General features: G+C 45.5%; 13 protein-coding genes. 10 read left to right on the top strand and 3 right to left on the bottom strand.

All coding sequences use genetic code 11. From position 1 onward, the window contains the following. Positions 1–17: 17 nt before the first annotated feature. The 6 genes from EKG39_RS09255 (at position 18) to EKG39_RS09230 (ending at position 4900) form a co-directional block, all read left to right on the top strand. Complete coding sequence (locus EKG39_RS09255) at positions 18–1139, top strand: protein-glutamate methylesterase/protein-glutamine glutaminase (RefSeq protein WP_126505450.1); 1122 nt, start codon at positions 18–20, stop codon at positions 1137–1139. After that, on the top strand, positions 1132–1788 hold the full coding sequence (locus EKG39_RS09250) for a hypothetical protein (protein WP_126505449.1): 657 nt from the start codon (positions 1132–1134) through the stop codon (positions 1786–1788). Before EKG39_RS09255 ends, EKG39_RS09250 begins: the two co-directional genes overlap by 8 nt. Positions 1789–1824: 36 nt before the next feature. Beyond that, positions 1825–2616 carry a ParA family protein gene (locus EKG39_RS09245; RefSeq protein ID WP_126505447.1) on the top strand — a complete coding sequence of 264 codons (792 nt, stop codon included), beginning with the start codon at positions 1825–1827 and terminating at the stop codon, positions 2614–2616. Beyond that, on the top strand, positions 2600–3676 hold the full coding sequence (locus tag EKG39_RS09240; RefSeq protein ID WP_126505445.1) for a chemotaxis protein CheW: 1077 nt from the start codon (positions 2600–2602) through the stop codon (positions 3674–3676). The genes EKG39_RS09245 and EKG39_RS09240 overlap by 17 nt, the downstream gene beginning before the upstream one ends. A gap of 7 nt (positions 3677–3683) precedes the next feature. Continuing rightward, entirely contained in the window at positions 3684–4175 is a 492-nt protein-coding gene (locus EKG39_RS09235; RefSeq protein ID WP_126505444.1) for a chemotaxis protein CheW, read from the top strand. 320 nt (positions 4176–4495) lie between these two features. Then, positions 4496–4900 carry a DUF2802 domain-containing protein gene (locus tag EKG39_RS09230; RefSeq protein ID WP_126505442.1) on the top strand — a complete coding sequence of 135 codons (405 nt, stop codon included), beginning with the start codon at positions 4496–4498 and terminating at the stop codon, positions 4898–4900. An 833-nt stretch (positions 4901–5733) separates the two neighbouring features. On the opposite strand, the gene EKG39_RS09225 is transcribed toward EKG39_RS09230, so the two are convergent. Together EKG39_RS09225 and EKG39_RS09220 are read right to left on the bottom strand one after the other, a co-directional pair. Next, positions 5734–6069, bottom strand: coding sequence for an EscU/YscU/HrcU family type III secretion system export apparatus switch protein (locus tag EKG39_RS09225; protein WP_126505825.1), 336 nt, complete (start codon positions 6067–6069; stop codon positions 5734–5736). Positions 6070–6352: 283 nt separating this feature from the next. Then, positions 6353–8728 carry a hypothetical protein gene (locus EKG39_RS09220; protein ID WP_126505440.1) on the bottom strand — a complete coding sequence of 792 codons (2376 nt, stop codon included), beginning with the start codon at positions 8726–8728 and terminating at the stop codon, positions 6353–6355. Positions 8729–9325: 597 nt separating this feature from the next. On the opposite strand from EKG39_RS09220, the gene EKG39_RS09215 reads away from it, so the two are divergent. From EKG39_RS09215 to EKG39_RS09205, 3 genes are all read left to right on the top strand, one after another. Beyond that, positions 9326–10069 carry an MlaA family lipoprotein gene (locus EKG39_RS09215; protein WP_425470167.1) on the top strand — a complete coding sequence of 248 codons (744 nt, stop codon included), beginning with the start codon at positions 9326–9328 and terminating at the stop codon, positions 10067–10069. A gap of 80 nt (positions 10070–10149) precedes the next feature. Continuing rightward, complete coding sequence (locus EKG39_RS09210; protein WP_126505437.1) at positions 10150–11253, top strand: response regulator; 1104 nt, start codon at positions 10150–10152, stop codon at positions 11251–11253. Positions 11254–11664: 411 nt separating this feature from the next. Beyond that, positions 11665–11976, top strand: a complete 312-nt coding sequence (locus EKG39_RS09205) for a four helix bundle protein (protein WP_126505435.1) — start codon at positions 11665–11667, stop codon at positions 11974–11976. A 212-nt stretch (positions 11977–12188) separates the two neighbouring features. On the opposite strand, the gene EKG39_RS09200 is transcribed toward EKG39_RS09205, so the two are convergent. After that, positions 12189–13658 carry a peptide MFS transporter gene (locus EKG39_RS09200; protein ID WP_126505434.1) on the bottom strand — a complete coding sequence of 490 codons (1470 nt, stop codon included), beginning with the start codon at positions 13656–13658 and terminating at the stop codon, positions 12189–12191. Between the two features lie 1151 nt (positions 13659–14809). On the opposite strand from EKG39_RS09200, the gene rfaH reads away from it, so the two are divergent. Continuing rightward, positions 14810–15346, top strand: coding sequence for a transcription/translation regulatory transformer protein RfaH (gene rfaH / locus EKG39_RS09195; RefSeq protein WP_126505433.1), 537 nt, complete (start codon positions 14810–14812; stop codon positions 15344–15346). Positions 15347–15363 lie beyond the last annotated feature (17 nt).

Here is a 15363-nt window from a genome sequence, read left to right as displayed (position 1 = left end):
GCGGTATAGGAAATTGAATGGGCATTAAAGTTCTTGTTGTTGACGATTCCAGTTTTTTTCGTCGAAGGGTAAGTGAAATTGTCACTAAAGATCCAGAGCTGGAGGTGATCGGTACCGCTTCAAATGGTCTGGAAGCCGTAAAAATGGCGGCAGAGCTTAAGCCCCAAGTGATCACTATGGACATAGAGATGCCCGTAATGGACGGCATCAGTGCCGTTCGTGAAATTATGGGTAAAACACCGACGCCAATTTTGATGTTTTCTTCGTTGACTCAAGATGGAGCAAAGGCAACGCTTGACGCGTTAGAAGCCGGGGCGCTCGATTTTCTTCCTAAACGCTTCGAAGATATTGCGACCAATAAAGATGAGGCGATTCTCTTACTCCAACAGAGAATCAAAGCACTTGGACGTAGACGAGTTTATCGACCTATAACCCGCCCTGCGACACCAACACCAACACCAGCTAAATCGACTAGAGCGACGACATCTCCCCAGCTCACCCGGTCTGTGACTCCCGCACCGGCTCCTGTAAGAGGAACCGTCGTTAAAAGGGCATCGGGCAAAAAGTATAAGTTACTGGTAATTGGTACCTCTACCGGTGGGCCTGTTGCGCTACAGAAGATATTGACTCAACTACCGGCAAATTATCCCCATCCTATTTTATTGATTCAGCATATGCCCTCAGCCTTCACTCCGGCATTTGCCAGTCGTTTAAATGGCCTTTGTAAAATTCAGGTCAAAGAAGCGCAGACAGGGGATCAACTCAGAGCAGGTACCGCGTACCTAGCTCCCGGCGGGATGCAGATGATGCTTGAAAGAGGTGGAGCTCACGGCCGGATTAAAATCGTCGCCGGTAGCGCGGATATGAATTATAAGCCTTGTGTCGATATTACGTTTGCTTCAGCTTCAAAAATATCCGGAAGGGAGACGCTGGCAGTTGTCTTAACCGGAATGGGAGCCGATGGAAGAGAAGGGGCCAGAATGCTGAAGAGTGCCGGTGCGACTATCTGGGCACAAGATGAGGCGAGTTGTATCGTCTATGGCATGCCACAAGCCGTGACTGCCGCCGGGATATCGAGTCAATCGATAGCACTGGATGATATGGCCGAAGCAATTCTAAGAGAATCCAGCCATGGCTAGAGCCAAGAGAAAGATGAACACTTTCTCTATTCTGATTATATTTCTACTCTCAATAGGTGTTTTTGTTACAACAAGCCTCTATTTTGATGTGCGGCATAAAAATGAATTGCTGCTCAGTGAAGTGGAGCGATTGCAAAGCAGTCAGGTTTTGCTCATGGTGCCAGATGAGCAAGCAGAAGTTGTAGCAAAATGGATGGCTGAGCATCCCAAAGCAACACAGGCATTACTATCCCACGCGAAACCTCAGCAGGAAGTTAAGGTGACTGTTGGACCCGGTGTAGATGTCTCTGAGGCTGGGGCTCACAAAACGAGTCAAGATAAGCCGCGTACAGCTGCACAAACGGATCAAGATGATATAGTGGTACCTGAGAGTATTGCTCGCTTTACGAATAAGAATATCGAAGAGCCAGCGACTGATGGGAACTCTATTAATGAAGTCACTGATCTATCAAGCCTTAGTTCAGAAGAATCTTCAGATGTCCCGGATATCCAGCTTGCTTCCGACGGAATAAAGAGTGAAGCCGATGGCAGCAAAGTTGAGAAGGAGTTGGTGGCGGTTCCCCTAACGATTTCAGAAAATGAAGATGGGGTTAAAGTGATAAGCTTACCTCATGGCGGCATTCGAGTGACAACTCGAGAGAATAATTAAAATAGTGATAGTGGCAGTTTATTTGAGGGGCTTTTTTTGAAGATCTGGACCATAGCAAACCAGAAAGGTGGCGTGGGTAAAACGACTACGGTTGCCAGTTTGGCCGGAGCTCTGGCTAAACGTGGGCAGCGTGTTTTGATGATCGATACCGATCCGCACGCATCGCTGGGTTATTACCTTGGCATTGACTCCGAAGAGGTTCCTGGCTCTCTCTACGATGTTTTTTTAGCTCATAAGCAACTCACTAAAGAGGGAGTGAAAAGCCATATCGTCTCAACGGATGTTGAGGGGATCGACCTGCTTCCTTCGACTATGGCGCTCGCCACCTTAGACCGATCTCTCGGTCACCAGGGGGGGATGGGACTTATTTTGCAAAAATTGCTCCTCTTAGTTAAAGATGACTACGATGTGGCACTGATCGATTGCCCACCTGTCTTAGGCGTGTTGATGGTCAATGCGCTTGCGGCCAGTCAACATATTATTGTGCCTGTTCAAACGGAGTTCCTTGCGATTAAAGGTTTAGATCGAATGATAAAAACCATGATCTTAATGGGGCGTTCTAAGAAAACCAGATATAACTATACTGTTGTACCTACTATGTATGACAGACGAACTAAGGCGGCGTCATCCGCTCTGCAGCATCTGGGTGAAAAGTATGGTGACAAACTTTGGCCGGATGTGATCCCGGTCGATACTAAATTCAGAGATGCGAGTTTAGCGCATCTTCCAGCTTCACATTACGCGGCAAGCAGTCGTGGTGTGAAGGCATACGAAAGGCTGTTAGATCACCTGTTAACCGGGGAGCTTTCTCATGACAACCTCAGTTGATGAAGCGGTATTCGATTATTTTTCTCTACTCCTTACTGAGGTCGAAGATGAACCAAGTATTCAAGTTGAGGCGATAACTGCCGATATTGCTGAACAAGTTGTTCCCGAAGTGATTTCAGATGGACCAAGTGTCGAGGCATTGAAACCCGACGCGTCGAATCATGAAGCTTTACAGCAAGAGTCATCAAAGTCTGTTGGGTATGGGAATGAGTCTGTAATTGAAAAGCCCGAAGCAGTTGAGACACCAAGGCTACAAACACAACTCAAGACTCAACCTCAAACAGAGACGCAGGCGTTAACGAAATCAAAAATAAGAGAGAGCGACCCTCATCTTGATAAGATGGCTCTGGAGCAACTTTTAGCACCGGTTTTCAAACCTGAGCCACAGATTGAAACTGAATCAGTTGTTAAGCTTAAGAATCAAACGCTTGCTAAACCCAAAATTAAGACGACATCTGCTCCGGATAAAGTCGCTGTAAAGCCTAAAGTCGATGTTAACCTTGAAAAGAAGGTTGATATTGAGCAAAAGCAGGAACAGAAAGCAGAGTTAAAGACACAATTAGGTGAAATACCACCTAAAGTAACAAAAGATCTGCTTGAAACGCTCGATGATGAGTTTCAGGTACTATTCTTTAAGGTAGCAGGGCTGACATTGGCCGTGCCGTTAGTGAGTCTGGGTGGAATCGTTAAAATTGAACGGATTAATCATATTATGGGCAGACCCGCTTGGTATAAGGGAGTCCAAACATATAGAGATACACAGCTAAATATTGTCGATACCGGTGCATGGGTTATGCCTGAAAAGTACGATAAAACATTAGCTGAATCTGTAAACTATCAATATGTTGTATTATTAGAAGATAGTAACTGGGGATTGACGTGTGAATCCTTGGTAAATGCAGTAAGAATCACGAAATCTGAGGTCAACTGGCGGAGCAAAGCTGGGAAGCGCCCTTGGTTGGCTGGTGTAGTAAAAGAGCAGATGTGTGGCATATTGCATGTGCAAGCACTCATAGAATTATTAAATTCAGGTTTAGGTAGTCAGGATCCTGTTGGCTGAGGTAGATATGACAGACGCAAATAAAGTAGCGGTAGCGGTAAATAAAGATGATGAAGTGTTACAGTGGGTGACATTCAGACTCGACAATGAAACTTATGGCATTAATGTCATGCAGGTTCAAGAGGTATTAAGATATACCGAAATTGCACCCGTTCCTGGTGCTCCTCACTATGTATTGGGCATTATCAACCTAAGGGGTAATGTTGTCACAGTCATAGATACACGCTCTCGTTTCGGCTTAGCTTCTGCTGAAGTCGATGACTCAACAAGAATTGTGATCATCGAAGCTGAAAAGCAGGTGATTGGCATTCTTGTCGACAGTGTGGCTGAAGTTGTTTATCTTCGTGGTTCAGAGATAGATAATGCACCTAACGTCGGCACAGAAGAAAGTGCTAAGTTTATTCAAGGTGTGAGTAACAGGGATGATGAATTACTTATTCTTGTAGACCTGGATAAGCTGTTATCTGACGAAGAGTGGATGGAGCTGTCCCAAATTTAATCGCTACAGTTTCTGACTCTGGCTTCTACCTATTAGTTTCCAATCTTTTAGATTGAGTTTAGTCAGAGTTTAAGTTCAGGAATTTGCTGGCCTATTTTCAGGTTCCGGTTTTGCCGGAGCCTGAAGTTTTGTATCTTCTATAAAGTTACTTCATTAAAAGAGTCTTACTCTTGGTTAAATCACTAGCCGCCCGAGGGAGCTTCTCTGGCATTCACTTCTGTGTTGCAAGGGAATAACCATTTCTACATCAATGCGCCTTGAATTGAAAAGCCTGAGTAGCTCTGAATTGACAACATACTTATCGGAATTGGTATATTCACATGATCGGTGATGAAATCTTAATCGCAGCCTTAGTGTATGTGATTGCGTGTTTAGGCTTAGCATTCTTTCAACAAAAGCAAACCGCTAAGCTTAAGGCGAAAGTCGATGCTCTTACCGTATTAGTTAAAGAGAGTGATCGTCAACGAGAAGCGGTGAAGCGTGAGCTGCAAGAGCTAAGAAGCGGTACCATAGGTGTCGGAAAACGCATGTTGGAGCTGGAAAAGAAAACCTCTCGACAAGATGCCAGACTCGACGAAGCAAACCAACAAGACCCACAGGCCAAGCTGTACACTCGCGCAATGAAAATGGTTGACTTAGGTGCCGGTGTCGATGAGCTGATTAATGAATGTGAGATCCCGAGAGCCGAAGCCGAGTTACTCATCAGATTGCATGGGAAAGGTTAAGAAAAAGTGACGCTGCGCTAACCGGTGTTCCTGCTGAACTGTAAGAGCTAAGACGACGCTGCGCTGTTTGACGTTCCTTGTTTGAATTGATTGGGGCGTTGTAGGAGCGCGCTTCAGCCGCGAAGCTTTTAACCGCAGCGGGATAACCTGGTAATGTATACCTCCAATGGTTCCCGGCTAAAGCCGGTCCTACACAAGAACTAACCCAACCATTCCCTCTCTGTAGGAGCGCGCTTCAGCCGCGAAGCTTTTAACCGCAGTGGGATCACCTGGTAATGTATACCTCCAATGGTTCCCGGCTAAAGCCGGTTTTACACAAGAACTAACCCTACCATTCCCTCTCTGTAGGAGCGCGCTTTAGCCGCGAAGCTTTTAACCGCAGCGGGATAACCTGGTAATGTATACCTCCAATGGTTCCCGGCGAAAGCCGGTCCTACACAAGAACTAACCCTACCATTCCCTCTCTGTAGGAGCGCGCTTTAGCCGCGAAGCTTTTAACCGCAGTGGGATCACCTGGTAATGTATACCTCCAATGGTTCCCGGCTAAAGCCGGTTTTACACAAGAACTAACCCTACCATTCCCTCTCTGTAGGAGCGATCTTTAGCCGCGAAGCTTTTAACCGCAGTGGGATAACCTGGTAATGTATACCTCCAATGGTTCCCGGCTAAAGCCGGTCCTACGCAAGCGAAGCGCCGGATAACTTGCGCTGCAAGTGTCATCTCTGCTTGTTAAGCCAACTTGTTGGTATCGTCTCAGCTTATACAGGCGAAGCCATCGTCTCAGATTTTAAAGGCAAAGCCGTCAATTAGCACACCAGGTGTGCGTCGTTTACTCAAACTTCCTCTACAATTTTTTGATGCATGTTATTCCACTGCTCGGGGAATTTTCCGTCGAGCATATACACAAATGCAATTAACTCGGCAATAAGAAAGTAGAGCTCTTTGGGGATCTCCTCGCCAAGTTCTAAGCGCTGTAAAAAGTCACTGAGATGCGGGTTCTTATGAATATGAATACCCGCCTCTTCGGCTAATGCAATTATCTCTTCAGCAACAAGCCCCGTACCTTTAGCCGTAACTGTAGGCGTGTGTTGACCATCGAACCCAAGCGCTACAGCTTGTCGTTCTGTCTGTCGGTTATCTTCTTGTTGGGTATCATCTTCATTTTTCATATCTGTCACTATATTCATTAATTTGCTAGAAACCACCCCGGCTAAAGCCGGCTCTACATCAAAGCAGGTCTTACACAGTAGCGATTAACCATTAACTGTTTGCCCTTTTTTTGTCGGAGCGTGCTTCAGCCGCGAAGCTCTTGGTTACGAATCGGCAGTGATATACGTCTAAACCACTCCCGGTTAAAGCCGGTCTTACATCAAAGCCAGTCCTACATTAACAATTCCTGCTCCTTGAGGAGCGCTTTTGTCATCTTTCGCGGCTAAAGCCGCTCCTACACAATCAAGCCTTTATCTTTACCAGATAATGATCGCCCGGGAGTAGGGTCGCGGGTACTTTAGAGCGTTTAGTTACTACCTTTTCCGGTGTTAAACCGATATCGACCAGTTTTTCCATAAGTGGTGGTAACAGCAGATCAATCTTATTGAGTAAGGTGTCATCCTCGCCGTTAAATGTCATATCTAAGCGGTTGTCTTTTATCTGGGTCTTAATTAAAAGAGGCCCTTGAGCTAAGTTAAATTTGAGCTGGAGTCGCCAATTTGAATTAGTGTCATCCTCCTGATTACTTTCCTCTTTGGTGAACTGTCCCTCAAGTTGGTCCTGATGCTGATTGAGTGAGTAGGGGAGGGTAAAGTACCAGTTTGTCTGCCCATTGCTATCGTTGCTGGCCTGGGAGTAGAGGTTCAGGTTGTTAACTAACTTCGCCATAGTTTCAGTGGTCCCCGCCTTATCGAACATGGACAGGAGTGAGTGGTTGACTCCCAACTGAGACTGTAGCTTTTGTAAATATTTTTGAGATGATGTACTGAGCTTAGAGCTGCTACCGCTTCCGGGTTTACCGGTAAAGCCTGCCGTCTTTACACCAAGCAGAAGCTGAAACAGTAACGAGACTGAATTCATGTGTGACATGCTAGCTCTGGCTACAGCATTGACCTCAACAGTTGAATTTAAATTCAACAAGCCCACTAACTCCTCCTGCACCTTGCTCGGAAGTGCCAAAGTTCGCAACATAGAGGGGTGAATTTGTGGTAAAAGTTTAAATAAGAGAGTTGCGAGGGATTTTTGCGGCTCTGCGGCTTTCTCCGTATTTTGTGGAAGCCCTCCGGCTTTACCAAATGCCTTATTGAGAGCACTCAACATGAGATCTCTGTTTAGCCCTGACGAAGAGGACTCCTTTTCCTGTTTCACCGTACCGGGTAAAGTCTGCTCAGACTTTTGTTTAGGTGATAGCTGATTAGGTGACTCTTGTTTAGCTGCTAGGTGCTTAAGCGATTGTAAATCAGTACCTTCCTTAAGCCCTTTAATTGTCTGGGCCTGATTCAACTGGTTTTGAATGGCCTGAGACTTAATGCCCTGCTCGGTATTTGTCTGTACTCCCGATGTCTTATTAGCTGAAGCATTAGATTCTGAAGCAGTAGAGAGCGTGCTTGATAGTGACTTAGCCAAAGTATCCGGGTTCATGTTAGTGCTGGCTTTGGCGGATCCGCCAGTTGAGCTGGCCTCAGCTAAAACACCTGTAGCTGACTGCTTGGTAGCGGGGGCATTGGAACTGGTTGGGGGTAAGCCGTTCGGGTCTTTGTAGGGGAGCTTTTCCAGCACCTTTATCAAATTTGAGTACAGCTTAGATAATTCCGGCTTAGCTAACACCAACTGTGACTCCATCTCCCCCGTGTTTCGTGATGATTGAGCCTGTGAGTTAGATGTGAGCTCCACTATGCTGGTTTCTACGATAGGAGTAAGCCTTAAAACCCATTGCCGGTTTTGGTAACTAATGCTGGGCACCAGCTCAAGCCCGGGAGTCGCGCCATGAGTGGGTGAGGGTTGAGCGGCGCTGAGAGCAGAGAGAGTGGCTTGTGGCAGAGGCAGTGACAATCCATTGGATAAAGTTAACGCCTTGCCGTCGTACTGGGCGGTGGGAAGAGGGTAGCCTTGTGGACGGGAGCTCAGCTGCTTTAATTGATTGAGGTCTATCCCATTTTGTTGGATCAAGCTTTTAAGTCCCTCGGGCAGGCTGGTAGTTATCGTTTTTCCTAAGGATATCAACTGAGCCGTGAATGAATCTTTTCCCGCAACGGTTACGGCACTATCGGTCGCTGTATTTTGAGGCTGTATTTTATGAGCTAATGAATTTTGAGCTAATGCTGTTTGAACCTGAGTTTTTTGAGACTGTGGGTTTTGAGAAAATGAGAACTCTTGACTAGTATTGACCAGATAACTTATCGCCTTTAACGCAGTGCGACGACTCGAATAAGATGAAAAATCAATATTGTATTTTGAGCCATCTAAAGTTATTTGGTCTATCTTTGAAGAAAACTGTATAACGGCAGCTCTTAATCCCTGAGCCTCAATTTTTACTTGTGGATGTCTGTCCGTGGCAATGGTGGTGGATGGTAATTGAGCCTTACTGTCGGCGTTTTGGGAAACAACCGACCCCGAACCTGCAGGAGGTGCCGATTGCGCAGCTGAGCTGGGTTTAGCACTAGTATTAGCACTGGTATTAGTGCTGGTATTAGTGCTGTTGGGCGCAGTAGCACCTGTTTTTTCATGAGGTTGAGTGTCCTTGGAGGGCACCATCTCTACTCTGGAATGGTTACCGGAAACGACTCTTGTTATGGGCAATGTGCTACTTCCATTACGTGTGTTGACAGGTTCTGACATTGATTGATTTCCGGTATTTTTTCATTAGTGCTTACAATTTTCGTGATAATAAATTTGATCTATTTTTTTTGGCAAGTATCCTTAGCCCCTTACAAACAAAAATCACACTGAGTAGTCTAGTTTTAAACTGATTGGGCAATTATTTGTCATTACTACTCATTATCGACTCAAGCAGAGGCTTACTTTAGTTTTTCCTGCTAATAGCCTAAGCAAAAGGTTAAGTTTGAGTATGAGGGCGATGGCACTCCGGCAACTGAGACTCACTCTTAAATCTAGCATCAATACAGTATCTGGTTTGTGTTAATCGTAAGCAGTATCAGCTGAAACGGATTCAGTTGTTTTACCAAAGAGAGAAATATGAAGTTTAAATGGATAATGCTGGTTATAGCAGTGTTTGGCGTTGCTCCCATTTCAGCATCGCAGTTAAACATATACGGACAGGACGCCGAACGTGTACACGTCGATTCTACCGAATTCCCAATTAGCCCTGATCAAACAGACTCTGACCTGACTTACTCGGCTCTAAGTTACTCAGAACAGAGTTACCCTGAACAGGGCATTTCAGGCCAAACTGACGAATCCGATATCGCTGCTGACATTGAAGGAACTGATTCTGATGTTGGCAGGTCTGAGCCATCTGATGCAGAAGTCACGACTCCAGAGATTACCGTTACCTATGTTGACCCCAGAGATCCCATCGAAGGGTTTAACCGGGCTATGTGGGACTTTAACTACCTGTACCTGGACAGGTATTTTTATCGACCAGTTGCTCATGGATATAACGATTATGTACCTAGACCGGTGAAGACAGGTATCCATAATTTTGTATCTAACCTGGATGAACCCAGTTCCTTGGTAAACAACACCTTGCAGGGTAAATGGGGCTGGGCCGCAAATGCCGGTGGACGCTTTACGATAAACTCGACCATGGGGCTACTCGGTGTCATTGATGTCGCCGATATGATGGGCCTGCCACGCAAACAAGATGAATTCAATGAGGTGCTGGGCTACTACGGTGTACCTAATGGCCCATACTTTATGGCGCCGTTCTTGGGACCTTATGTCACCAGAGAGGTCGCGTCGTTCTGGGTTGATGGCCTATACTTTCCAATATCGGAGATAACTGTGTGGCAGTCCTTGTTGAAATGGGGGCTTGAGAACCTGCATAGAAGGGCCGGAGCTATCGATCAAGAAAGACTCGTCGATAACGCGTTAGACCCTTATACTTTTGTTAAAGAAGCCTATTTTCAACATATGGACTATAAGGTGTATGATGGTGATGTACCTGTCGATCTTGATGAAGATGAGCTGTTAGATGAGTTTATGCAGGAATTAGATTAAAGAAGGTCCTGGGAAATGCCGAAGTTCCCAGACCACCGATAGTAGAACCCGGGAACTCGAGCCTTCTAAAAAGGACCCATATGGCGTTAAAAGATTTAATCATTCTACTCGTTGAAGATGATCCTGTTTTTCGTCGTATCGTTGCGTCGTTTCTCGATAGCCGCGGTGCGACGGTTATCGAAGCCGATGATGGCGAACAGGGGCTGGAAAAGTTTAAGCAAAGAGCATTCGACATTGTCCTTGCCGATCTCAGTATGCCCATTATGGGTGGCCTGGTCATGCTCAAGAAGATGTCTGAGATAAATCCCCGCACACCATCAATCGTAATATCGGGTAATCAGGTCATGGCTGATGTAGTTGAAGCGCTACGTATAGGCGCGAGTGATTACTTAGTTAAGCCCGTCTCCGATCTGTTTCTCATCGAAAATGCGATAAAGCAGTGCCTCGATGAGAAACACACCAAAGATGTCCAGCTCGAGGATATCGAGGAGCTCTCCTATCAGGAGCTGCAAGATAACCTGGCTCTCTTAGAACAAAATGCTGAAGCGGCAAAGAGTGTTCAGCAGCAGTTATTTCCCCCGTCACAGATTAACTATCTCACCGCAAAAATTGACTACAGCTTGTTTAAGACCGATGAGGTGAGTGCTTACTTTATCGATACGGTCAATGTCGGTGATAAACACCTTGTGATGTATATGGCTCATTTTCACCCGCAGGATAATCGCGCAGCTTTCGCCAGCGTCTTGCTTAAGAGCTTCGTTAATCAAAAGCTTAAGTTGTTCCGCAATGGAACCACTCAGGCGATCATCGAACCCTACAACATGCTGACTTATCTCAATGAACGCATGACCAAATCAGGTCTGGATATCTGCATCGACATTGTCTACGTGGTCGTTGAGCTAACCCAATACAGAGCATCAATAGCGCAAGCCGGCCAAGGCTTACGTTGTTATATCCGAAATAATGAAGGATTAACCCCTCTCGCGCTCTCAGACTCTCTACAGCTTGGAATATTGGATTGGGGGCATCCCAGTGCTCAGTTCAGGACTTTAATGCCTGGAGAGCAGCTGTGTATCTCTTCAAGTAAGCCCGCCCATAAGCAGATGTTACTCGAAAACCAGTTTCATGGTCTCGTCTACGACACCCAAACCCCCACCGGCGGCTATGTACAGTTGTCATTTTAGACTCTGTAGGAGTGTGCTTCAGCCACGAATCTTTTTAGCTGCAATTGAATCAGCTATACATCGGTTACAAAGCCATTCCCGGCTAAAGCCGGTCTTACACTATCGTTCACCAACTTGCCCTCCCTTGTAGGAGTGTGCTTCAGCCACGAATTTTTTTAGCTGTAATTGAAGCAGCTATGCATCGGTCACAAAGCCATTCCCGGCTAAAGCCGGTCCTACACTATCGTTCACCAACTTGCCCTCCCTTGTAGGAGTGTGCTTCAGCCACGAATTTTTTTAGCTGTAATTGAATCAGCTATGCGTCGTTCACAAAGCCATTCCCGGCTAAAGCCGGTCCTACACTATCGTTCACAAACTTGCCCTCCCTTGTAGGAGTGCGCTTTAGCCACGAATCTTTTTAGCTGCGACTGAATCAGCTGTGTATCGGTCATAAACCCATTCCCGGCTAAAGCCGCACTTTCTATACTGTCCAATATTGCAGAAGGAGAAGAGAGAGGGGCACCTAAAGATTCAGCAAGATTCCTCTATTATTCCAAAGGCTCAGCCGGAGAGTTGGCTACACAGCTATATATCGCTATTGAAGTAGGCTTAGTCGATAAAGGTAAAGCATTACACCTGATAGATGAAACCAAGCAGTTATCCGCAATGCTGGCAGCTTTGATCAAAATTCGCAAAGGGGTCGTGTATGAATGCCCTGCAGAATACCTGCCCAAGGAAGACTGAAATTCTTAGGTTCTGCGATAGGCAAAGTTTCTAATTGAGTTACCAGCCTTAGAATAGAATCGTCAGGGAGACGTATTACTTTAAGTCCTCGAACCTAGGCACTCTTGGCTAAAATCTTTCATAAAAAAAACGCCGCATATAAATATGCGGCGTTTTAGTTCGATTGAAGCGTTGAGAGTTAGGAACTAGAACCTAGCGTCTCAAATCTTCTTTTAATGCTGTATACCTTCATGCTCTGCAGTAACTGCCATCTCTTCTTCCAGAGCTTCTTCTTCGGTGTGATGTGGGCCTTCGGCACCATGCATCCAGTCAACAAGCTTGTCAGCCATAAGGTACAAGACGATACCTGAGATAGCCGATGTGATTGCGATACCGGCGAAGATAGACATTGCGTTAGCAAGCTGCTCCTCTTTTGGTCCGCCGTGTCCGATGAATGAACCAACAACACCACCAATCTTGTTTGCCATAGCAACGAACAGGAACCAGGCACCCATCATTAATGATGCGATACGAAGCGGAGCCAATTTAGTTACCATTGACAGACCGATAGGAGACAGACAAAGCTCACCCATTGTATGGAAGAAGTATGCGCCTACTAACCACCACATGCTTGACTTAGCATCAGGGTTACCGCCCATTTCAAGAACTGCACCGATCATGAATAGGAAACCAATGCCAAGCAGTACCAGACCTAAGGCAAACTTAACCGGAGAGTTAGGCTCGTTTTTACCTAAGCGGATCCAGATAGAGGCGATTACAGGAGCAAAGATAACGATGAACATGGCGTTCAATGATTGGAACCAAGTAGTCGGTACTTCCCAACCACCAATCATACGATCGGTAAAGTCGTTGGTGAACAGGTTCATCAAACCACCGGCTTGCTCGAAACCAGCCCAGAAGATGATAGTGAACAGACCCATGATCATGATGACCTTGATGCGGTCGCGTTCAACTTTAGTTAGTGGCTCTTTACGAACGTCACCAGCCGCTGCTGCTCTCTCTTTTTCAAGCTTAGCCGCAGGGAAACGTCCTATATCACCGAGTAACTTCTGTGCGAACACAAACTGGATGATAAGAGACAGCACCATACCAATACCGGCACAGATGAAGCCCATCTGGAAGTTGCCGTCATAGGCGCTAACAACCGAACCTACAATGATACCTGAAAGGAAAGCACCAACGTTGATACCCATATAGAAGATAGTGAATGCGCCATCACGACGATGATCACCTTCTTCATACAAGTCACCAACCATGGTAGAGATGTTTGGCTTAAACAGGCCGTTACCTAAAATCAATACGGCAAGACCAAGATAGAACACCTCTGTCTCCATGCCCTGTACCCACGCATGTGGTGTACCAAGAATGAATTGACCGGCTGCCATCAAGGCACCACCGATAACAATTGCACGACGTTGACCAAGATAGTTATCGGCTAACCAGCCACCGATGAGAGGAGTTAAATATACTAAACCGGTAAATGTACCGTAGAGGGATAGGGCGTCTGCGCTGGTCCAACCTAAACCGTGACCACCTTCAGTTTGTACTTTATCTACCAAATACAGCACCAAAATGGCACGCATTGCGTAATAACTGAATCGTTCCCATAACTCTGTTGTAAACAACAGGAACAATCCCTTCGGATGCCCGAGCATCGTCCCCTGGGGTTTTGCTACGCTCATTAAGTCTTCCACCTTCGCTTGTGATTGCCTGCGGGACAAATGTCACCACAGAAAAATATTACTACTTTGTTTTACAGTCTTGTAACTTTACATGCCAATTGGGTACTTGCTTACATTAAATCTATGATTGTAAGAACTTTATGTGCCCAGGCCGCTAACAAGTGTGTCACAGACTATTGTTATATTTTACTATTTGAAGTTATAAATCCTACGAAACCCACCTTATATACCCTTTTCAGGCTGCAAATGTCAATTTAGATGAACCGAGTGATGAGTATTTAAACAAGTCGAACTGTAAAAATAACGAGAAGGCGAGGTGTTAAAATCATTCATTGGAATCTAGTGTCACGGCTAAAGGCTGTTACTTCCTATCTGAGCTGTTTCAGTATTTGTAATTGCAGGATTTACGTGTGGGTGTTTATCGCGGCTAAAGCCGCTCCTACATTATCTTAAAAATAGAAGAACTACCGTCATAGGTAGGAGGGGCTTTAGCCCCGAATCTTTAAATCTGTTTACGTTTGTTCAAGCTCGCGTCTACCTGATGCGCAGTGTTCCTAATTTTTCCCGCGAAGCATCTCTCAGTATTACCAACAAAGGCGATCTTAAAAGGTAGAATATCTGCCAGCAAATGTAGGAGGGGCTTTAGCCCCGAATCTTTTAATCTGTTTACGTTCGTTCAAGCTCGCGTCTACCTGATGCGCAGTGTTCCTAATTTTTCCCGCGAAGCATCTCTCAGTATTACCAACAAAGGCGATCTTAAAAAGTAGAAGAATTGCCATCATATGTAGGAGGGCTTTAGCCCCGAATCTTTAAATTTAATTTGTAAAATATAGCGTCAACAAACGGTCGTAAACCAATAACTCGACACGCCTGCGCATTAAGTAAACAATGCGTTAGTAAGGGGAATCTAATGTAAACCAAATCGCAACTTTTCAGTTCCAAAAGCTAAACTCCTTTGGTAGTATCCAGCCCGTGAATGGGATGTCACGTCATATTTTTCATTGTTGCTGATATTTTTTTCTTTAGTTTTTGTATTATTTACGGTTTGTAAATTAGCAGATAAACGAGAAGGGCATCCCAAGGCTGTAGAGCGCAGCTGCTATAAATTCAATTTCGAATGTCGAATATAAAGCAACAACAAAAAGGATGTTATGAAGGCTTGGTATCTCTTATATTGCAAACCACGGGGCGAAGCTCGTGCACAGCAAAATTTAGCACTACAACAGATCGATACCTATCTCCCAAATATTGCAGAGAAAGTGGTTAAGGCTGGCCGAACAAGCGTCCGCACTTCGCCGTTATTTCCCTGTTACCTCTTTGCTTATTTCGATCCCCAAGTAACAAGCGTTAGCCGTATTCACTCTACCCGCGGTGTTTCCCGAATTGTTGGCTGTAAAGAGCTGATGACACCGATCGACGACGAGATTATTAGCGCCATTCAATTGCGCGAGCGAGAACTTGTTGCTGAACTGTCAGAGTCTTCGGATATTGAACTGAACCAGCTAAAGCCAGAAGTAGCACCTGAATTTTCAGAAGGAGATAAAGTCACCTTTATCGAAGGTCCCTTCGTTGATTTAGACGGCATATTTGCCGAAAAAAGTGGCGACAAGCGCTGTCATATATTATTTGAAATAATGGGCCAGCAAAAGCGGGTCACAGTGCCTAAAAGCAGCATTAAGCCGAAGTAAACAGAACTAAATTAGAG

The organism is Shewanella atlantica, from assembly GCF_003966265.1.
In the GTDB taxonomy this organism is placed as follows: domain Bacteria; phylum Pseudomonadota; class Gammaproteobacteria; order Enterobacterales; family Shewanellaceae; genus Shewanella; species Shewanella atlantica.
This window is presented reverse-complemented; position numbering and strand designations above follow the sequence as displayed.